Raw genomic sequence first — 20,673 nt, 5'->3', positions numbered from 1 at the left:
GGCGCGGGGAACCGGGTCTCCCGCCCGTTCCCCACGCCCCGGGACGCACTGCCGGACCGGCCGTGCGGCGAGCCCGGCTCCCTACCTGAGGGGCAGGGCCTGGCGGCCCCAGGTGCTGTTGGTGAGGGTGGCGGTGGCGCCGTACCAGGAGAGCAGGCCGGAGACCGCGGCGACCCAGCCCGCCACCTTGCCGAGGCCGTCGGAGCCGGCCCAGGTGGAGACGGCCAGCAGGACCAGGGCGACGGTGAGCAGTCCGAAGACCCCCTGGCCGAGACGGCCGGCGTGCCAGCTTGCGGCGGTCAGGGTCAGTGCCAGCAGCGCCCAGAGCAGCAGGAAGAGGCCTGCCGCGTTCTTGTCCGCCGTGCCGCCCGCGGACGACCAGGTGGCCCAGAAGGCGCCCAGGCCGGCGAAGGCGGTGCCGGTGAAGGCGTCGCCCCGGCGGAGCTGCCACATCCCGGCGAGGAACAGGGTGACGCCGCCGACGAGCAGCGCGAGGGAGGCGGCGTCCTTGGTCCCGGCGCCGGAGACGACGCCGGTGCGCAGCAGCCCGAAGGCGAGGAGGGTGAGGCCGAGGGCGAGATATCCGAGGGGACCCGCGTCGACGGCGGCGGGTCGGGCGTTGGCTGCCCCGGCAGCGTCTTTGCTCACCGGAGGCTCCTTTCACTCGTTGCGTGGTTGCGTTGAGTGGGCGGTGCCGGGTCGTGGGCTGCGTCGGGGTGCGGCGCTGGCGGCTCGGTCCGCGGTGCCGGGGCGATCAGGCCCCGGCGCAGGGGATGTACCCGGCGCGACCGCGCTTGTACCCTTGTGAATGCATCATTACGGCATCAAAGACATTGCGGTTGACCAGCGTTGACGCCCCGTCGGCCGGAGCGCCGCGCCGGTTCAGTTCTGGCGCTGTGCGGGGATCCGCAGCGCCAGGATCGCCATGTCGTCGGACGGCGGATCGGCGGCGAAACGCTCCACGGCCCGCTGCACCCGGGCGGCGACCGCTCCCGCGGTCAGGCCCGTGCAGCCGGCCAGCACCTCGGCGAGGCCGTCGTCGCCCAGCATCCGGGTGCCCTCGCGGCGCTCGGTGACCCCGTCGGTGACGCAGAGCAGCACATCGCCCGGCTCCAGGACGACGGTCTCCTCCCGGAGGTCCAGCTCCTCCATCACGCCGAGCAGCGGCTGCGGTTCGGTCGCGGGGGAGACCTGCCCGTCCGGACGCAGCCGCAGCGGCAGCGGATGCCCGGCGCAGACCACCCGCAGCTCCACCGTCCCGTCCTGATGGGGCGTCATCTCGCCGTAGAGCAGCGTGAGGAAGCGGCTGCGGGCCCCCTCGTCCAGGATGGCGGCGTTGAGCCGCTGGAGCACCTCCGGGGCCGGCAGGCCCTCGCGGGCCAGCAGCCGCAGCGAGTGCCGGGCCAGGCCGGTCACCGAGGCCGCCTCCGGGCCGGTGCCGCAGACGTCGCCGATGGCGAAGCCGTAGGTGCCCTCCCGGATGGGGAAGACGTCGTAGAAGTCGCCGCCGACCTCGTTGCCCTCGCCCGCCGCCCGGTAGATCACCTCCACCTCCACCCCGGGCACCGGGGGAAGCTCCGGCGGCAGCAGCGAGCGCTGCAGGGCGCGGCTGATCGCGGTGCGCTCCGAGTACAGCCGGGCGTTGTCCAGGGCCAGGGCGGCCCGCCGGGAGAGGTCCTCGGCCAGCTCCAGGATCTCCCGGCGGAACCGCTCGTCGGCCGACTTGCCGAGCGCCAGCAGGCCGATGACCCGGTTGCGGGCCACCAGCGGCAGCACCACGGTCTCCCCGCCCACCGCGGCGGCCGTCGCCAGCGCGGTCCCGGGGCCGGCGGACGGCCGGGCGGCGTCGCCGAGGCCCAGGGAGCGCAGCGAGGCGCGCAGCGCGGAGGCGTGCGCCGCCTCGGCGGGCGCCTTCCAGGGGCGGGCGCCGGGGCTGGGGGCCGGGTCCGGTGCCGGGACCCGCTCCAGCAGGGCCCGCAGCCCGTCGATCCGGTCCTCGTCCTCGTGCAGGACGAAGGCGAGCTTGGGCGCGGACTGGTCGGCGGTGGTGTAGACGGCGCACCAGGCGGCCAGCGTGGGTACCGTCATCTGCGCCATCAGCGCCAGCGTCTGGTCCCGCTCCAGGGTGCCCGCCAGCAGGTCGGACGCCTCCACCAGGAACGAGAGCGAGCCCCGGCGCAGCCGCTCCAGCTCGGTGAGCCGGGCGCTCTCCACCGCCAGGGCGATCCGGTCGGCGGCGAACTGCAGCCGCAGCGCGTCGTCGTTGCTGTAGCGGGCCGGCGCCTGCGCGGCCACGCCCAGCGAACCGGTCAGGCGCCCCTCGACCTTGAGCGGCACGGTGACCACCGACCGCATGCCGGTGCCGGAGAGCAGCGGTACGGCGCCGGGCTGCGCGGTGAGGTCGTCGTGCACGGCGGGCATCCGCGCCGAGCCGTACCGCCCGGTGCCGGCCTCCACCGGGACGCGGGCGAACCGCTGCCGGCCCGAGGGCAGCCCCGCGCTGGCGCGCACCTCCAGTTCGGTCTCGTCGTCGGTGGCCAGCAGCAGATAGGAGGCGTCCCCGTCGAGCATGTCGCGGGCCCGCTCCACGGTGCGCTGCAGCAGACCGTCCAGATCGTCGGCGGTGGGGCGGCCCAGCAGCGCGTCGAAGGCGTCGGCGGGCCTGCGGTCGCGGCCGTCCACCCGGGAGCCGGCGCCGCCCTCCGCGGCGGGCACCCGGAACGGGGACTGGAGCACGGCGCGGTCCTGGTCGCGCACCAGCAGGCAGACGGTGGAGGGGGCGCCGTGGGCGTCCCGCATCCGCAGGTGCGAGCCGTACACCCCGGCGACCCGGCCGTCCCCGCAGCGGATGCCGTAGCTGCCCTCCCAGCGGGAGAGCGCCAGCGCCTCCTGCAGACCGAGGCCGGTGCCCGGGGTCTGCGGCCAGGCGGCGTACTCCGCCAGCGGCTCCCCGGTGACGCGCGCCGCGGGCAGCAGGAACAGGGCCTCGGCGTCGGCGTTCCAGGAGCGGATGCGGCCCTCGGCGTCCACCTGCACCACGGCCACCAGCACCCCGTCCCCGGCCGACGGCAGGGAGCCGTCGGGACCGGCGGGGGCGGCGAAGCGGGTGCCCGCGCCACGGGTGGGCAGCGCCAGCCGGAACCAGACCAGTTTGTGGGTGGCGTCGTACTCCACACCCCAGCGCGGTGCCAGTGCGGAGCACAGCAGCAGCCCCCGGCCGCCCTCGCGCTCCGGGTCGCCCAGCCGCCCCTGCGCGGGGGAGCCGGCCGGGCCGATCCCGTGCAGCGGGAGCTCCCGCTCGGGGTAGCGGTCGGCCACCTCGACGCGTACCGCGTCCTCCTCCCGCAGGCAGGTCACCTCGGCGGCCGTGCCGGCGTGCACCACGGCGTTGGTGACCAGTTCGCTGGCCAGCACCACCGCGTCGTCCACCAGCTCCGCGAAACCCCACCCCTGGAGGGTGTCGCGGACGAAGCCGCGGGCGGCGGCGACCGAGCGGCCGACCGGTTCGAAGGTGGCGGCTGCCCGCGCGGTGACCACTGTTGCCCGGCTCCTTCGTCTCGTCCGCCGCCCGTTTCCCCAGGGGCGGCCCCGGCCGACAGGTTACTTTCCGGCCGGGCCGCCGTGGGGCTCTGTCGCCTATGTCATGGGCGCAGGGGGCCTCTTTCGCGGTACCCGTCCGAACCGGTGCGGGGCCGGTCGAGAATGCGATACCCCTGGATCAGCCTTGCACAACCGCGCTCGTGCCCGTGTGCGTGGGTTGCGCGTGATGCAACACTGGGGGATCCGCGCACGGTGTCGATGCATGCTGTGCAGTTCCAGATACGCGGGAGGGACCCGTTGAGTTCGGGCGAATCGGTACCAGCCGGCACGTCGGGCGTATCCCCGCGGGGCGGCACCAGGACCGCCCCGGCCAGGGGCACGGCCGACCGCAAGTCGTCTCCGTCCAACGGCACCAGGAGCAACGGCACCAGAAGTACGGACGCCGCCAATCTGCGCAAGCTGCTGTCCGCCCTGACCGCGATGCGGGACGGCAACTTCCGCCGCCGCCTGACCGTGCCCGGCGACGGCGTGATGGCCGAGATCGCCGCGGTCTTCAACGAGGTCGCGGAGCGCAACCAGCACCTCACCGGTGAGCTGGCCCGGGTACGCCGGGTGGTCGGCCGGGAAGGCCGGCTCTCGGAGCGGCTGGAGATCGGCGCGGGCGAGGGGGCCTGGGGCTCCGCGGTCGACAACTGCAACGCCCTGATCGACGATCTGGCCCGTCCGATGGCCGAGGTCGGCCGGGTGCTGGGCTCCATCGCCGAGGGCGATCTGGAGCAGCGGATGGAGCTGCGCTCCATCGGTGCGGACGGCGCCACCCACCCGCTGCGGGGCGAGTTCCTCAAGATCGGCCGGACCGTCAACGGCCTGGTGGTCCAGCTCTCCGAGTTCACCGACGAGGTGACCCGGGTCGCCATCGAGGTGGGGACCGAGGGCAAGCTGGGCGGCCAGGCCCGGGTGCGCGGCATGTCCGGCAGCTGGAAGGACCTCACCGACTCGGTCAACACCATGGCGGGGCGGCTCACCGCCCAGGTGCGCGACATCGCCCTGGTGACCACCGCGGTCGCCAAGGGCGACCTCTCCCGCAAGGTCACCGTCCATGTGGCCGGCGAGATGCTGGAGCTGAAGAACACCGTCAACACGATGGTGGACCAGCTCTCCTCCTTCGGCGCCGAGGTGACCCGGGTGGCCCGCGAGGTGGGCACCGAGGGGCAGCTGGGCGGCCAGGCACAGGTGCCGGGCGTCGCCGGCATCTGGAAGGACCTCACCGACAACGTCAACTTCATGGCGAACAACCTGACCGCGCAGGTCAGGGAGATCGCCCAGGTGACCACGGCGGTCGCCAACGGCGACCTGTCGCAGAAGATCACCGTCACGGCGCGCGGCGAGATCGCCCGCCTGGCCACCACCATCAACGCGATGACCGAGACGCTGCGCACCTTCGCGGCGGAGGTCACCCGGGTCGCCAGCGAGGTCGCCTCGGAGGGCCGTCTCGGCGGCCAGGCGCTGGTGCCGGGCGCCGCCGGGGTGTGGAAGGACCTCACCGACTCGGTGAACAACGCCTTCCGCGACCTCACCGCCCAGGTCCGCGACATCGCCCAGGTGACCACGGCGGTGGCCTCGGGTGATCTGTCGCAGAAGGTCACGGTGGACGTCTCCGGCGAGATGCTGGAGCTGAAGAACACCGTCAACACCATGGTGGACCAGCTGTCCTCCTTCGGTGTGGAGGTCACCCGGGTGGCCCGGGAGATCGGCGCCGAGGGCCGTCTCGGCGGCCAGGCCCAGGTTCCCGGGGTGGCCGGTACCTGGAAGGACCTCACCGACTCGGTGAACAACGCCTTCCGCAACCTCACCGGCCAGGTCCGCAACATCGCCCAGGTGACCACGGCGGTGGCCTCGGGCGACCTGTCGCAGAAGGTCACGGTGGACGTCTCCGGCGAGATGCTGGAGCTGAAGAACACCGTCAACACCATGGTGGACCAGCTGTCCTCCTTCGCCGCCCAGGTGACCGCGGTCGCCCGGGACGTGGGCGTGGAGGGCCGGCTCGGCGGCCAGGCCCAGGTGCCCGGGGTGGCCGGCGTCTGGCGTGATCTGACCGACTCGGTCAACTTCATGGCCAACAACCTGACCGACCAGGTGCGGAACATCGCCCAGGTGACCACGGCGGTGGCGCGGGGCGATCTGTCGCAGAAGATCGAGGTGGACGCCCGGGGCGAGATCCTGGAGCTGAAGACCACCGTCAACACCATGGTGGACCAGCTCTCCGCCTTCGCCGAGCAGGTGACCCGGGTGGCCCGCGACGTGGGCACCGAGGGCATGCTCGGCGGTCAGGCCAGCGTGCCCGGTGTCGCGGGCACCTGGAAGGACCTCACCGACAACGTCAACTTCATGGCCAACAACCTCACCGGCCAGGTGCGGAACATCGCCCAGGTCGCCACGGCGGTGGCGCGGGGCGATCTGTCGCAGAAGATCGAGGTGGACGCCCGGGGCGAGATCCTGGAGCTGAAGACCACTCTGAACACCATGGTGGACCAGCTCTCGGCCTTCGCGGACGAGGTGACCCGGGTGGCCCGCGAGGTGGGCACCGAGGGCCGCCTCGGCGGCCAGGCGCTGGTCCCCGGGGTCTCGGGGGTCTGGAAGGACCTCACCGACAACGTCAATGTGATGGCCAACAACCTTACCGGCCAGGTCCGCAACATCGCCGAGGTGACCACCGCGGTCGCCCTCGGCGACGTCTCCAAGAAGATCACCGTGGACGCCCGCGGCGAGATCCTGGAGCTGGTCACCACCGTCAACACCATGGTGGACCAGCTGTCCGCCTTCGCGGACGAGGTGACCCGGGTGGCCCGCGAGGTGGGCACCGAGGGCATCCTGGGTGGCCAGGCCAGGGTCCGGGGCGTGTCGGGCATCTGGAAGGACCTCACCGACAACGTCAACTTCATGGCGTCCAACCTGACCAGCCAGGTCCGCAACATCGCCCAGGTCGCCACCGCGGTGCAGAACGGCGACCTGTCCAAGAAGATCAACATCGATGCGCAGGGTGAGGTCGCCGCGCTCGCCGGCACCCTCAACACCATGGTGGACCAGCTCTCCGCCTTCGCCGTCGAGGTGACCCGGGTGGCCCGCGAGGTGGGCACCGACGGCACCCTGGGCGGCCAGGCCAGCGTGCCCGGCGTCGCCGGCATCTGGAAGGACCTCACCGAGAACGTCAACCTGATGGCGAACAACCTCACCAACCAGGTGCGGAACATCGCCCTCGTCACCACCGCCGTCGCCAAGGGCGACCTGTCCAAGAAGATCGACGTCGACGCCCGGGGCGAGATCCTGGAGCTGAAGACCACCCTCAACACCATGGTGGACCAGCTCTCCGCCTTCGGTGTCGAGGTGACCCGGGTGGCCCGCGAGGTGGGCACCGACGGCATCCTCGGCGGTCAGGCCCGGGTGCCCGGCGTCGCCGGTACCTGGCAGGACCTCACCGAGTCGGTGAACGAACTGGCCGGCAACCTCACCCGCCAGGTCCGCGCCATCGCCCAGGTGGCCACCGCGGTGACCCGCGGCGACCTCTCGCTGCGCATCGACGTGGACGCGTCCGGAGAGCTCGACGAGCTCAAGGACAACATCAACCAGATGATCGCCAACCTGCGCGAGACCACCCGTACCAACCAGGAGCAGGACTGGCTGAAGACCAACCTGGCGCGGATCTCCGGCCTGCTGCAGGGCCGCCGCGACCTGGAGGCGGTCGCCGCGCTGATCATGAGCGAGCTGACCCCCGTGGTCTCCGCCCAGCACGGCGCCTTCTTCCTCGCCCAGCCGGCCAGCCGCTCCGCGGCGCTGGTCACCGAGGACGACGACGAGAGCGACGTGGTGCTGCGGCTCATCGGCTCCTACGGCTACCAGCGCCGGGCCATGCCGACCCACTTCCGGCCCGGGGAGTCGCTGATCGGCCAGGTGGCGGTGGAGAAGCGGTCGATCATGCTCAAGGAGGCCCCGCCCGGGTATCTCAAGATCGCCTCCGGGCTCGGCGAGGCCTCCCCGGCCAATGTGATCGTCCTCCCGGTGATGTTCGAGGGCCGCATGCTCGGTGTGATCGAGCTGGCCTCGTTCAGCACCTTCACCAATGTGGCGCTGGATTTCCTGGAGCAGATCGCCGACCTGATCGGCGTCACCGTCAACAACATCAGCGTCAACACCAAGACCGAGGGCCTGCTGCTGGAGTCCCAGCGGCTCACCGCCGAGCTCTCCATGCGGTCCGCCGAACTGGAGGCCCGTCAGGAGGAGCTGGAGCGCACCAACGAGGAGCTCCAGGAGAAGGCCGAGCAACTCGCCCAGCAGAACCGCGACATCGAGATCAAGAACAGCGAGATCGAGGAGGCCCGCCAGGTCCTGGAGGAGCGTGCCGAGCAGCTGGCCCTCGCCTCCCGCTACAAGAGCGAGTTCCTGGCCAACATGTCGCACGAGCTGCGCACCCCGCTCAACTCGCTGCTGATCCTCGCCAAGCTGCTCTCCGACAACAACGAGGGCAACCTCTCACCCAAGCAGGTCGAGTTCTCCGAGACCATCCACGGCGCCGGCACCGACCTGCTCCAGCTGATCAACGACATCCTGGACCTCTCCAAGGTCGAGGCGGGCAAGATGGAGGTCCGCCCCTCCCGGATCGCGCTGGTCCAGCTGGTCGACTACGTCGAGGCCGCCTTCCGGCCGCTCACCGCCGACAAGGGCCTGGACTTCGCGGTACGGGTCTCCTCGGACCTGCCGGTCACCCTGCACACCGACGAGCAGCGGCTCCAGCAGGTGCTGCGCAACCTGCTCTCCAACGCGGTCAAGTTCACCGACAGCGGCGCGGTGGAACTGCTGATCAGGCCCGCCGGTGACGAGGTGCCGCACCATGTCCGCGAGCAGCTGCTGGAGGCGGGGGCGATCAGCGAGCCCGAGCAGCCGCTGATCGCGTTCTCGGTGACCGACACCGGCATCGGCATCCCCAACAACAAGCTGCGGGAGATCTTCGAGGCCTTCAAGCAGGCCGACGGCACCACCAGCCGCAAGTACGGCGGCACCGGCCTCGGACTCTCGATCAGCCGGGAGATCGCCAGGCTGCTCGGCGGCGAGATCAACGCAGAGAGCGAGCTGGGCCGGGGCTCCACCTTCACCCTGTACCTGCCGCTGCAGGCCGAGGAGCAGGGAGCCGACCTGCGCGGCGGGCAGTACTCCGTGGAGACCGTCCGGCTCGATCAGGACGGCGGCGCGGCGGACGCCGGCAATCCGGCCGAGCACTGGGCGCAGGAGGTCCGCGAGCTGGCCCAGGAACGGCGCCGTGAGGCGGCCGGCCGGCGCGCGGCTGCGCACCGGGCGGCCGAGCAGCAGCCGTCGGCCGCCGGCCCGGCCGCGGCCCCGCAGGCGGCGGGCACACCGCCCCGTACGGTGGCCTTCCCAGCCCGGGGCGGCGCGGGCACCGCCGCGGGGGCCACCGCGGAGCGGGGCTTCCACGGCCGGTTCGAGGGCGAGAAGGTGCTGATCGTCGACGACGACATCCGCAATGTCTTCGCCCTCACCAGCGTGCTGGAGCAGTACGGACTCACCGTGCTCTACGCTGAGAACGGCCGGGAGGGCATCGAGGTCCTGGAGCAGCACGACGACGTCGCGCTGGTGCTGATGGACATCATGATGCCGGAGATGGACGGCTACGCCACCACGGAGGCGATCCGCAGCATGCCGCAGTTCGCCGGTCTGCCGATCATCGCGCTCACGGCCAAGGCGATGAAGGGCGACCGGGAGAAGAGCATCGAAGCGGGTGCCTCCGACCATGTCACCAAGCCTGTGGACACCGATCACCTGCTGGGGGTGATGGACCACTGGCTGCGGGGACGCGACCGCTGAGCGAGCCCCGCGGTGTCACCCGAAGGCGTGGTGGCCGCCCGGGACGGGAACCAGATATGGTCGCTCGGCGTTGCCAGAACATGCCGGGTGCGGGGCCCGGCAGGTGAACCGCCGCCGCGATGCGATGCGACCGTGTGCTGTGGCCGACGAAAAGGTGCGACTACCATGACCGGCACGAGGGCAGGCGGCGCACAGGTGCCGCCGGTGGGGGCGGTGCCCGGGACACTTCCGGGACGAGGAGGGCGGGCCATGGTGCAGAAGGCCAAGATCCTCCTGGTCGATGACCGGCCGGAGAATCTGCTGGCGCTGGAGGCCATCCTCTCGGCGCTCGACCAGACCCTGGTGCGGGCATCGTCCGGGGAGGAGGCGCTCAAGGCGCTGCTGACCGACGACTTCGCGGTCATCCTGCTGGACGTCCAGATGCCCGGCATGGACGGTTTCGAGACCGCCGCCCACATCAAGCGGCGGGAGCGCACCCGGGACATCCCGATCATCTTCCTCACCGCGATCAACCACGGCCCGCACCACACCTTCCGCGGTTACGCGGCCGGGGCGGTCGACTACATCTCCAAGCCCTTCGACCCCTGGGTGCTGCGGGCCAAGGTCTCGGTTTTCGTCGAGCTCTACATGAAGAACTGCCAGCTCAAGGAGCAGGCGGCGCTGCTGCGTCTGCAGCTGGAGTCCGGCCGCCCGTCGGCCGAGGGCGATGCGGTCCACAAGGAGCCGGTCAACGGCGGCCTGCTGGCCGAGCTCTCCGCGCGGCTGGCCGCGGTGGAGGAGCAGGCGGAGGCGCTCACCAAGCAGCTGGACGACTCCTCGGACGCCGCAGCCGCCGCCACCGCGGCGCACCTGGAGCGCAAGCTCGCCGGCCTGCGGCGTGCGCTGGACGCCCTGGAGCCCGGGTCCGCAGGTCCGGTGGCCTTCCCGATGTCCGACTGACCACCTCTCAGCCGGCCCGCGCCGGTGGCGCGGGTGTCTCCGGCGGACGCAGCGCCTCCCCCGGCCGCCCTGCTCCCGCCGCCACACTGCTGCCCCGGTGCCGCCGTGGCGGGCCGGTGCCCGGCTGGGTGCTCCCGGGCGCGGCAGCGCTCCGTCAGGGGTGAGTGCCCGCTCTCGGACCTCGTCGGTGCGGCCCCTCCCGTTCCGTCTTCTGACGGCGGCAGGCAGGGCGCGCCGTCCACCCCCCCCTCGACCGGCGCGGCGGGCGTCGTCCCGCGCGGACCTGGTCACCCGGTCCGGCCTCTCCTCCGAACGGGTGACGGCCATTCGGGTGACATGTCGTCCGGGCGACACGCCGTCCGGACCGGGAGGCGACGCATGTTCCCCAGGTGACGCCCCCGGTACTCTCTCCACCATGGCCACTCGTACGTCCGGAAGCGCCCCGCGCCCCCCAGCGTCGGGGCCGCAGAAGAAGAGTGCCTCCGGAGCGTCGGGCAAGGCGGCGGCCAAGCCCGCGGCGAAGAAGGCCGCCGCGAAGGCCCCGGCCAGGAAGGCGGCCCCGCCGCCGCCTCCTCCTCCCCGGCCCGTGCTGTTCCGCCTGGTACGGATCTGCTGGCTGGGGCTGGCGCACGCGGTGGGCGCCCTGTTCCGCGGTTTCGGGGACGGCGCCAAGGGCCTCGACCCCGCACACCGCAGGGACGGCGTGGGCCTGCTGCTGCTGGGCCTCTCCCTGGTGACCGCGGCGGGCACCTGGTTCTCCCCGCAGGGCTGGCTGGGGGTCGCCACCACCGCCGTGGTCAGCGGTGCCTTCGGCCGCCTGGACGTCCTGGTGGCGGTGCCGCTGGCCGCGATCGCCTGGCGTCTGCTGCGTCACCCGGAGCGTCCGGAGGCCAACGGACGGATCGTCATCGGTCTCGGCGCGCTCACGGTGGGCGTGCTCGGCCTGGTGCACATCGGCTGCGGGGCGCCCGGTATGCAGACCGGTGCGACCAGGATCCGGCAGGCCGGGGGCATCATCGGCTGGGCCGCCTCCCGCCCGATGATGGCGGCGGCGGGACCGGCGCTCGCGGTGCCGCTGCTGCTGCTGCTCGCCTTCTTCGGCCTGCTGGTGGTGACCGCCACCCCGGTCAACAAGATCCCCGAGCGGCTGATGCTGCTCGGCCGGCGGCTCGGTGTGGTGGAGCGGCCCCCCGTCGCCGCCGCCGGCCTGCCGGGTGGGCCCGAGCGGGAACACTCCACCGAGCCGCCGGAGGACGCCGACCCCGCCGCACTGCCCTACACGGTGGACGGCCCGGGAGAGCTGCCGCCCGCCAAGCGCCGCCGCACCCGCCGCAAGCCGCAGGAGCCGCTGCCCGAGCCGGCGGACGACGCCCCCTTCGCCACCCGGGACCTGGCCCGGGGGGTGGCGGCCGACCTGCAGGGCGCCGTGGAGTTCGGAGTGCCGGGGTCGTCCACCCTGGCGGGCATGGTGCCCAAGGTGGTGGACCGCACCGCACCGCCCGAGGAACCCGTGGTGCCCGCCGCCCGCAGCGGCGCCGGGGAGGAGGGCGAGGCCCCCGAGCACGGCCCGTCCCCGGTGCGGATGGAGCAGCTGCAGCTCTCCGGGGACATCACCTATGCGCTGCCGTCCCTGGACCTGCTGGAGCGCGGCGGCCCGGCCAAGGCCCGCAGCAAGGTCAACGACGATGTGGTGGCCCAGCTCACCGGTGTCTTCTCCGAGTTCAAGGTGGACGCCGCGGTCACCGGCTTCACCCGTGGACCGACGGTCACCCGCTACGAGGTGGAACTCGGCCAGGCCGTCAAGGTGGAGCGGATCACCGCGCTGGCCAAGAACATCGCCTATGCGGTCGCCAGTCCCGACGTCAGGATCATCAGCCCCATCCCGGGCAAGTCCGCGGTGGGCATCGAGATCCCCAACCGCGACCGGGAGATGGTCAACCTCGGCGACCTGCTGAGGTCCCGTGCCGCGGCGGAGGACGACCACCCGATGCTGGTCGGCATGGGCAAGGACGTCGAGGGCCACACGGTGATGGCCAATCTGGCAAAGATGCCCCACATCCTGGTCGCGGGCGCGACCGGGGCGGGCAAGTCCTCCTGCATCAACTGTCTGATCACCTCGGTGCTCGCCCGTGCCACCCCCGACGAGGTGCGGATGGTGCTGGTCGACCCCAAGCGGGTGGAGCTCACCGCCTACGAGGGCATCCCACATCTGATCACCCCGATCATCACCAACCCCAAGAAGGCCGCCGAGGCGCTGCAGTGGGTGGTCCGCGAGATGGACCTGCGCTACGACGACCTGGCCGCCTACGGCTTCCGCCATGTCGACGACTTCAACGCCGCGGTGCGTGCGGGGAAGGTGCAGCCGCCGCCGGGCAGCGAGCGGGAGCTGGCGCCCTATCCGTATCTGCTGGTGATCGTGGACGAGCTGGCCGACCTGATGATGATCGCCCCCCGGGACGTGGAGGACTCGGTCGTCCGGATCACCCAGCTGGCCCGGGCGGCCGGCATCCACCTGGTGCTGGCCACCCAGCGTCCCTCGGTGGATGTGGTGACCGGTCTGATCAAGGCCAATGTGCCCTCCCGGCTGGCCTTCGCCACCTCCTCGCTGGCCGACTCCCGGGTCATCCTGGACCAGCCCGGCGCCGAGAAGCTGATCGGCAAGGGCGATGCCCTCTTCCTGCCGATGGGCGCCGGCAAGCCCATCCGGATGCAGGGCGCCTTCGTCACCGAGGCCGAGATCGCGGCCGTGGTGCAGCACTGCAAGGACCAGTTGACGCCCGCTTACCGCGACGACGTCACGGTGGGCTCCGGGCAGAAGAAGGAGATCGACGAGGAGATCGGCGACGACCTGGACCTGCTGTGCCAGGCCGCCGAGCTGGTGGTCTCCACCCAGTTCGGGTCGACTTCGATGCTGCAGCGCAAACTGCGTGTGGGATTCGCCAAGGCGGGAAGGCTGATGGACCTGATGGAGTCGCGCGGGATCGTGGGCCCGAGCGAGGGGTCCAAGGCCCGCGACGTACTCATCAAACCGGACGAACTGGATGCGGTTCTGCTCGAACTCCGGGGGTGACCGAGGGCCCCGGAACTCGTTCGGGGGACGGGGAACCGCAGGGCGGGCTGTTGCGTCAACCGGTTGGGACGACCTGCCGGGCGGCCTGCTCCTGAGGCTCTGCGCATTCGGTCCCGCCCGGGTTGATAAAGGCTTTCCCACCCCCTCTAGACTGATCTTCCAGCAGGTGGCCAACGCTCGAAAGGCGCCCCAGTGACCATCGGCAAGTCCCCGCTCGGCGACAACCGCCGGTCCGACCCGGCCTCGCCCGGATCGGCCCCGACCATGTCCGGGGCCTCAGCGCTCGGGCGGCGCAGACCGCCCGTGCCCGCCGCCTTCCAGCCGCCTGCCGACGTCGTGCCCGCAGCGCAGCCGCTCCCCACGATCGGCCGCATCCTGGCCGCGGCCCGGATCGATGCCGCACTGACGGTCGACCAGGTCAGCACCGCCACCCGGGTCCGGGTGCCCATAGTGCACGCCATCGAGGACGACGACTACGACCGCTGCGGCGGCGACTTCTACGCCCGGGGCCACATCAGGGCGATCGCCAAGGCGGTCGGTGTCGACGGCGACGCGCTGGTCGCCCGGTACGACGCCGAGCACGGCGGCTCCCCCGCCGCGGCCCGGCCGGTGGAGATCTTCGAGGCGGGCAGCAGGCTGCGCGCCGAGCGGCGGCGGCCCAACTGGACGGCGGCGATGGTGGCCGCGATCGTCGCCGTGGTGGCGCTGATCGGCTTCAACCTGGTGAGTGGCCGGAACCACACCCCGGACAACCGGGTCGCCTCCACCCCGCTGCCCAGCCACCGGGCGACGGCGCCGGCCACGGTGCGGCCGACCCCGAACCCCACCCCGCACTCGGAGTCCCCGATCGCGGCCGCCCCTGCCGACAAGGTCACGGTCAAGCTGGTCGCCCAGGACGGGGACAGCTGGGTCTCCGCCATCGACAGCCAGGGCAACACGCTCTTCCAGAAGAACCTGCAGTCCGGCGAGAACCAGACCTTCACGGACCCCAAGAAGATCAAGCTGGTGCTGGGGAACGCGGGCGCCGTCCACCTGTACGTCAACGGCAAGGACCTCGGCCCGGCCGGTCAGAACGGCCAGGTCGTCCGGCTCACCTACACCCCCGGCGACCCCGAGGCCGCCTGAGGCGCCCCCGCCCACGACCGCCGCGCGGCCACCGGAGACACACCTCCGGTGGCCGCGCGTTAATCTTGCGGCATGCCAGAACGCCGCACTGTCGCCCTTGTCACGCTCGGATGCGCCCGCAACGAGGTCGATTCCGAGGAACTCGCCGGGCGACTGGAGGCCGACGGCTGGCAGCTCGTCCAGGACGCCGCCGACGCCGACGTCGCCGTGGTCAACACCTGTGGCTTCGTCGAAGCCGCCAAGAAGGACTCCGTGGACGCCCTGCTGGAGGCCAACGACCTCAAGGGCCACGGGCGCACCCAGGCCGTGGTGGCGGTCGGCTGCATGGCCGAGCGCTACGGCAAGGAGCTCGCCGAGGCGCTGCCCGAGGCCGACGCCGTCCTCGGCTTCGACGACTACGCCGACATCACCGACCGCCTGCAGACCATCCTCGCGGGCGGCCACCATGTCTCGCACGCCCCCCGCGACCGCCGCAAGCTGCTGCCGCTGACCCCGGTCGAGCGCCAGTCGGCCGCGGCCGAGGTGGCCGTCCCCGGCCACGGAGCCCCCGAGGACCTCCCCGAGGGCCTCGCCCCCGCCTCCGGCCCGCGCACCCTGCGCAGGCGGCTGGACGACTCCCCGGTGGCCTCGGTGAAGCTGGCCTCCGGCTGCGACCGGCGGTGCTCCTTCTGCGCCATCCCCGCCTTCCGCGGCTCCTTCCTCTCCCGCCGCCCCGCCGATGTGCTCTCCGAGACCCGCTGGCTGGCCGAGCAGGGCGTCCGCGAGGTGATGCTGGTGAGCGAGAACAACACCTCGTACGGCAAGGACCTGGGCGACATCAGGCTGCTGGAGACCCTGCTGCCGGAGCTGGCGGCGGTGGACGGCATCGAGCGGGTGCGGGTGAGCTATCTGCAGCCCGCGGAGATGCGTCCCGGCCTGATCGATGTGATGACCGGCACACCGGGCGTGGTGCCCTACTTCGACCTCTCCTTCCAGCACTCCGCGCCCAACGTGCTGCGGCGGATGCGCCGGTTCGGTGACACGGACCGCTTCCTGGAGCTGCTGGAGGGCATCCGCGGCAAGGCACCGGAGGCGGGCGCGCGGTCCAACTTCATCGTCGGCTTCCCGGGTGAGACCGAGGCGGACCTGGCCGAGCTGGAGCGTTTCATCACCCACGCCCGCCTGGACGCCGTCGGCGTCTTCGGCTACTCCGACGAGGACGGCACCGAGGCGGCCGGCTACGACGGCAAGCTGCCCGAGGACGAGGTCGCCGAACGGCTGGCGCGGCTGACCCGGCTGGCCGAGGAGATGACCGCCCAGCGTGCCGAGGAGCGGATCGGCAGCGAGATCGAGGTGCTGGTGGAGTCGGTGGAGGACGGCGTGGTCGAGGGTCGCGCCGCCCACCAGGCGCCGGAGACCGACGGGCTGACCACGCTGCTCGGCGCGCAGGACGCCAGGCCGGGGCAGTTCGTCCGGGCCAGGGTCGTCGCCGCCGAGGGTGTCGACCTGGTCGCCGAGCCGGTCGCCGCCACCTCGGGAGACGGCTGTCAGGGGGAGGGCGCGTGACCGACGCAGCGGAGGCCGGCGGCAGAGGCGCCCGGCTGGAGGAGTCAGCCGCGGGCGCCGCCGCGGCCGACGCGGCGGCGGAGGCCGTGGCGGAGGCCGAGGCCGTGGCCGGGCAGCACGCTCCGGCCCATGCGCCACCGCGGCCGGGCGGGGGTGCGGAGCCTGTCGCGGTGTCCCCGGGCGGGCCCGTGGGGCAGGCTGCGGCGCCCCCGGGCATCTGGAACATCGCCAATATGCTCACCATGCTGCGGCTGCTGCTGGTGCCGGTCTTCGTGGCACTGCTCTTCGCGGCCGGCGGTCATGACCCCAAGTGGCGTTCGGTGGCCTGGGCGTCCTTCGCCATCGCGATGATCACCGACCTCTTCGACGGCGAGCTGGCCCGCCGCATGGGGCTGGTGACGGACTTCGGCAAGATCGCCGACCCGATCGCGGACAAGGCGATCATGGGAGCGGCACTGATCGGCCTCTCCGCCCTCGGTGACCTGCCGTGGTGGGTGACCGTGGTGATCCTGGTCCGCGAACTGGGCATCACCCTGATGCGCTTCTGGGTGATCCGGCACGGCGTGATCCCGGCCAGCCGCGGCGGCAAGCTGAAGACGCTCACCCAGGGCATCGCGGTCGGCATGTACGTCCTGGAACTCACCGGCTGGCTGGCGACCGCACGGGCGGTGCTGATGGGGGTGGCGGTGCTGCTCACCGTCGGCACCGGGGCGGACTATGTACGGCAGGCGGTGCAGCTGCGGCGTGCGGGGCTTGCCAGGGCCCGCGCCGGGGCATGATCCAGCCCATGAGCACCGCAGACGCCCACGGGGACGGGGAGGGTTCCGCCCTCGCCCAGCAGCTCCACTCCGCCTTGAGTGCGGCAGGAGACACTGTCGCGGTGGCGGAGTCCCTCACCGGAGGCCTGCTCGCCGCCGAGCTGGTGGCCGCCCCGGGGGCCTCCGGCACCTTCCGGGGCTCGGTGACCGCCTATGCCACCGACCTCAAGGCGTCGGTGCTGGGGGTGGACACCGGACTGCTGGCCGCCGAGGGCGCTGTCCATCCGCAGGTGGCGCTGCAGATGGCGGAGGGCGTGCGGCGGCTGATGGGCGCCTCCTACGGGGTCGCCACCACCGGAGTGGCCGGTCCTGAACCACAGGACGGCAAGCCGGTGGGCACGGTACACATCGCGGTGGCGGGCCCGCAGGGAAGTACCGTCTCTTCGCCCCTGTTGTCGGGTGGGCGTGTCACAATCCGACGCAGGACGGTGACGGCCGCGCTGGAACTGCTCCGGCAGCAGCTGTCACCGCCGGGGGACGCCGCCTCCGGACGTTAGTTCCGGTGGTGTCACCGGGAAGAAGCCAGGTAGCGAGAGAGAGGCGCAGTGCCGGGCGGTACGGCGCCGAGTGACAGAGCGTCGAGCGAAGTGCATGGCGCGGGCGACCGCCCGCCCATACCGGGAACCACAGGGGAGGGACCATGCGTACAGCCGAGAGTGAACACGACCTTGGTCCCCGCACGTGAAGCGGGCAAGGCGGTACGGTGGGGACGTGACGTCTCGATCCGCGGTCCGAGGAGGGAGCCACCGATGATCCTGCTCCGTCGCCTGCTGGGTGACGTGCTGCGTCGGCAGCGCCAGCGTCAGGGCCGTACCCTCCGTGAGGTGTCCGCCGCAGCACGGGTGTCGCTCGGGTATCTCTCCGAGGTCGAGCGCGGGCAGAAGGAGGCCTCCTCCGAGCTGCTCTCCGCGATCTGCGACGCGCTCGACGTGCGGATGTCGGAGGTCATGCGGGAGGTCAGCGACGAGCTGTCGCTCGCCGAGCTGGCCGCCGCCGAGCCCGTGCGTCCGGTGCTGGAGCCCGTACCGGTCCCCGGCCCCGCCGCCGACCGGATGAGTTCCATCACCCAGAAGACCGCTCAGTCGGCCGTCGACGTGGTCGCCGCCTGACGGCGCTCCTCCTTCAGGGCCGCCGCAGACCGGCCCGAATGCTCCGCGGGATGGTGGGCAGAAGCTCCGTGCCGTGCTGGGGGAAGCCCCCCGCCGGTGTGAACGAGTCCCCGGTTGCCCGGGGCGGCCCGTGGCCGCCCGGGGCGGGAGGAGCTACCCAGAGATGACCGTCGTCAAGAGCCCGCTCTCCGACAGTGACCGCGAAGTCACCGGAAACGCCCTGCAGAGCGCCCTGGTGGATCTGCTCGACCTCTCACTGGTGGCGAAGCAGGCGCACTGGAATCTGATCGGTCCCCGTTTCCGCTCCGTCCATCTGCAGCTCGACGAGGTCGTCGCCACCGCCCGGACCTACTCCGACACCGTCGCGGAGCGGGCGGCGGCGATCGGGGTGAGCCCCGACGGACGGGCGGGCACCGTGGCCAAGACCAGCGGACTGCCGGACTTCCCCGCGGGCTGGGTGCGCGACTCCGATGTCATCGACTCGCTGGTGGAGGCCTTCGCGGTGGTGATCGGCCGGATGCGCGAGCGCATCGCCGCCACCGAGCAGCCCGATCCGGTCACCCAGGACCTCTTCATCGGCATCGCCGCCGAGCTGGAGAAGGAGGCCTGGATGTTCCAGGCCGAGAACCAGGGGTGAGCCGGCCGCTCCGCCACCGGCGCCCCGCGGTGCTCCGTCCGTGATCCGGATCCGCCCCGGCGCCCTGCTACGGGGCCTACCGAGGCCGATCACCTCGGCCGTTCGCCGTCCGCTCCGGGGAGGCCCGGTGCTGCCGCAGCGCAGCCCGGCCCGCTGGGCGCTGGCGGCCGCCCTCTCGGCCCTGTGCTGGTGGGCACTGCTGGCCGGCCCGGGCCTCCCCGGAGGCCATCAGCTGCTGCTGGGGGCCCTGGCCGGCGGCTGGGGGATCAGTCTGCTGCCCGTGCACTGCACTCGCCGGCGTACCGGCCCGCACCGCGGCCCTGGCCGGCGGTCCTCCCCGGGACGTCACGGCCGCGCGGGCGGGGCCGGGGCGCCCGGCGGAGCGGTTCAGCGACGCGAGGACCCGGCAGGGCGCCTGCGGGCCGGTGGGGACGGTCCGCGCTGGCAGGACGGGCACCAGTAGCCGACCCGCTCCTGGGAGGCGTCGCTGCGTTCGGCGACACAGACCTGGGTGCCGCAGCGCAGACAGGGCCGCCCGGCCCGGCCGTACACCCAGTGCTGCCGCCCCGGCCGGGTGTCGCCGGTGGTGATGTGCCCGTGGCGCAGCTTGTTGGCGTTCAGCGCCCGCTGCGCCAGATCGACCAGCCGCTCCGGCCGGGTCAGCTCGCCGACCGGGGTCCAGGGGGTCACCCCCCGCAGAAAGCACAGCTCGCAGCGGTAGACATTGCCGACCCCGGCCATGACGCGCTGGTCCAGCAGCGCCTCCCCGACCGGGCGGCCGGGATCGGCCAGCAGACGGCGCAGCGCCTCGGCCGGGTCCCAGTCGGGGCCCAGCAGATCCGGTCCCAGATGGCCGACGGCCTGGTCCTCGGCGTCGGTGCGCAGCAGCTCCACCACCGGCAGCCGATAGCCGACGGCGGCGCCGGCCTCGGTGGCCAGGACGGCTCTGATCTGCCAGTCGGGGCCGCCGTTCCAGGGCTGACCGACGGGGTGGACCTGCCAGCGGCCGTCCATCCGCAGATGGGTGTGCAGGGTCCAGCCGCCCTCGATCCGGGTCAGCAGGTGCTTGCCCCGCGGGACGACGTCGACGACCCGCCGTCCGCTGAGGTCCACCGTGGCCAGCCTGGGGACGCGCAGGTCGGTCAGGGTCAGCACCCGGCCCGCGAGCGCCTCGCGGAGCCGGGTGGCGGCCAGGAAAACAGAGTCGCCTTCGGGCACGCAGTCCATGATGCCGCGTGCCCGGGGCGGCCGGGCCGGTGAGCGGCAGCACCACCTCGCAGGGGACGCTGCGGGGGTGCGCCGGGTCCAGGGCGTTGAGCACGTCGGTCAGGGCCACCGGGTCGTAGGCGATCTCGAGGTGGTCGGTGAAGTCCACCCCGCACTGGTCCTGCACGGTGATGTTGGTGACGTCGGGGCCGCTGAGATAGGCCGTCCGATAGGGGGTGACCACCTCGTCGTAGCTGGTGACCACGGTGGTGTAGCTGATGCCCGGCACGGTGTCGCCGCCCTGGTTGAGCCTGGTGACGAAGGGCGAGCCGACCTGTTGGTCGACCAGGGCCGGGAAGGTGGTGTTCAGCAGGTCGTCCACCGGCTTCAGCAGGTGCAGCAGGGTGCCGATCTCGGTGAGGCCGTCCAGGGTGGTGCCGTGGCCGCTCGGCGNNCACCTTGCCCGCCCCGCCGAGGAACTTGGTGTAGTAGCGGGCGACGGCGCCGCCCTGCGAGTGGGCCACCAGGTCGACCTTGGCTGCGCCGGTGGCGGTCAGTACGTGGTCGACGAACGCGGAGAGCGCGTCCGCGCCGTCGGTCAGCGGCCCGACACCCTGGATCACCGAGTCGGGCGAGGAGCCTCCGTAGGTGAGGGCGAAGACGCAGTAGCCGTTGTTGGCCAGCAGCGGTGCGGCGCCGCGCCAGTTGCTGTTCATGTTGCCGAAGGTGCCGTGGACCAGCACCACCGGGTCCGGGTGGGCGCTGGACGGGCGGCAGCCCCAGTCGTTGGCGCCGGGCGGGGGCTGGGTG

General features: G+C 72.5%; 13 protein-coding genes. 9 read left to right on the top strand and 4 right to left on the bottom strand.

Features of this window, described 5'->3' with window-relative positions:
* Window positions 1–81: 81 nt before the first annotated feature.
* A complete protein-coding gene (locus AOK09_RS02005) occupies window positions 82–648 on the bottom strand; it encodes an acetate uptake transporter (RefSeq protein ID WP_055585337.1) in 567 nt (188 codons plus the stop codon).
* A gap of 234 nt (window positions 649–882) precedes the next feature.
* Window positions 883–3,537, bottom strand: a complete 2,655-nt coding sequence (locus tag AOK09_RS02000; protein WP_055585336.1) for a SpoIIE family protein phosphatase — start codon at window positions 3,535–3,537, stop codon at window positions 883–885.
* Window positions 3,538–4,020: 483 nt separating this feature from the next.
* Between AOK09_RS02000 and AOK09_RS01995 the strand changes: the two genes are divergently transcribed.
* The 9 genes from AOK09_RS01995 to AOK09_RS01955 all read left to right on the top strand — a co-directional run bounded on the left by AOK09_RS01995 (window position 4,021) and on the right by AOK09_RS01955 (window position 18,657).
* Window positions 4,021–9,414 carry a HAMP domain-containing protein gene (locus tag AOK09_RS01995; protein WP_245687072.1) on the top strand — a complete coding sequence of 1,798 codons (5,394 nt, stop codon included), beginning with the start codon at window positions 4,021–4,023 and terminating at the stop codon, window positions 9,412–9,414.
* 249 nt (window positions 9,415–9,663) lie between these two features.
* Window positions 9,664–10,353, top strand: coding sequence for a response regulator (locus AOK09_RS01990; protein ID WP_055585335.1), 690 nt, complete (start codon window positions 9,664–9,666; stop codon window positions 10,351–10,353).
* Between the two features lie 415 nt (window positions 10,354–10,768).
* Window positions 10,769–13,423 carry a DNA translocase FtsK gene (locus AOK09_RS01985; protein ID WP_055585334.1) on the top strand — a complete coding sequence of 885 codons (2,655 nt, stop codon included), beginning with the start codon at window positions 10,769–10,771 and terminating at the stop codon, window positions 13,421–13,423.
* A 192-nt stretch (window positions 13,424–13,615) separates the two neighbouring features.
* Complete coding sequence (locus tag AOK09_RS01980) at window positions 13,616–14,548, top strand: helix-turn-helix domain-containing protein (RefSeq protein ID WP_055585333.1); 933 nt, start codon at window positions 13,616–13,618, stop codon at window positions 14,546–14,548.
* A gap of 72 nt (window positions 14,549–14,620) precedes the next feature.
* The gene (gene rimO / locus AOK09_RS01975) at window positions 14,621–16,093 is read left to right on the top strand and encodes a 30S ribosomal protein S12 methylthiotransferase RimO (protein ID WP_055585332.1); all 1,473 of its coding nucleotides are present in this window, start codon (window positions 14,621–14,623) and stop codon (window positions 16,091–16,093) included.
* Window positions 16,094–16,263: 170 nt separating this feature from the next.
* Window positions 16,264–16,872 (top strand): CDP-diacylglycerol--glycerol-3-phosphate 3-phosphatidyltransferase, encoded by a 609-nt coding sequence (gene pgsA, locus AOK09_RS01970; protein WP_055585352.1) that lies wholly within the window; start codon window positions 16,264–16,266, stop codon window positions 16,870–16,872.
* Window positions 16,873–16,880: 8 nt separating this feature from the next.
* Window positions 16,881–17,408, top strand: coding sequence for a CinA family protein (locus AOK09_RS01965; protein ID WP_055585331.1), 528 nt, complete (start codon window positions 16,881–16,883; stop codon window positions 17,406–17,408).
* Between the two features lie 252 nt (window positions 17,409–17,660).
* The gene (locus tag AOK09_RS01960; RefSeq protein ID WP_055585330.1) at window positions 17,661–18,020 is read left to right on the top strand and encodes a helix-turn-helix domain-containing protein; all 360 of its coding nucleotides are present in this window, start codon (window positions 17,661–17,663) and stop codon (window positions 18,018–18,020) included.
* A gap of 163 nt (window positions 18,021–18,183) precedes the next feature.
* Window positions 18,184–18,657: a Dps family protein gene (locus AOK09_RS01955; protein ID WP_055585329.1), complete on the top strand. Its 474-nt coding sequence runs from the start codon at window positions 18,184–18,186 to the stop codon at window positions 18,655–18,657.
* A gap of 387 nt (window positions 18,658–19,044) precedes the next feature.
* Here the strand turns inward: AOK09_RS01955 and AOK09_RS01950 are convergent, their stop codons facing one another.
* Window positions 19,045–19,875, bottom strand: coding sequence for a DNA-formamidopyrimidine glycosylase family protein (locus AOK09_RS01950; RefSeq protein WP_055585328.1), 831 nt, complete (start codon window positions 19,873–19,875; stop codon window positions 19,045–19,047).
* A 443-nt stretch (window positions 19,876–20,318) separates the two neighbouring features.
* Window positions 20,319–20,673 (bottom strand): esterase/lipase family protein (locus AOK09_RS41220; protein ID WP_217698363.1); only part of this gene is annotated, 355 nt, incomplete at both ends.

This window comes from Peterkaempfera griseoplana (assembly GCF_001418575.1).
Lineage (GTDB): Bacteria > Actinomycetota > Actinomycetes > Streptomycetales > Streptomycetaceae > Peterkaempfera > Peterkaempfera griseoplana.
The sequence above is the reverse complement of the archived record's forward strand: the minus strand, read 5'-3'. Positions and strand labels throughout refer to the sequence as shown.

Bases quoted from the DNA above. Each gene is read 5' to 3' on its own strand.
- AOK09_RS01990 (WP_055585335.1), top strand. From the start codon at position 9,664: ATGGTGCAGAAGGCCAAGATCCTCCTGGTCGATGACCGGCCGGAGAAT.
- AOK09_RS01960 (WP_055585330.1), top strand. From the start codon at position 17,661: ATGATCCTGCTCCGTCGCCTGCTGGGTGACGTGCTGCGTCGGCAGCGC.
- AOK09_RS01985 (WP_055585334.1), top strand. From the start codon at position 10,769: ATGGCCACTCGTACGTCCGGAAGCGCCCCGCGCCCCCCAGCGTCGGGG.
- AOK09_RS01995 (WP_245687072.1), top strand. From the start codon at position 4,021: ATGCGGGACGGCAACTTCCGCCGCCGCCTGACCGTGCCCGGCGACGGC.
- AOK09_RS01955 (WP_055585329.1), top strand. From the start codon at position 18,184: ATGACCGTCGTCAAGAGCCCGCTCTCCGACAGTGACCGCGAAGTCACC.
- AOK09_RS01965 (WP_055585331.1), top strand. From the start codon at position 16,881: ATGAGCACCGCAGACGCCCACGGGGACGGGGAGGGTTCCGCCCTCGCC.
- rimO (WP_055585332.1), top strand. From the start codon at position 14,621: ATGCCAGAACGCCGCACTGTCGCCCTTGTCACGCTCGGATGCGCCCGC.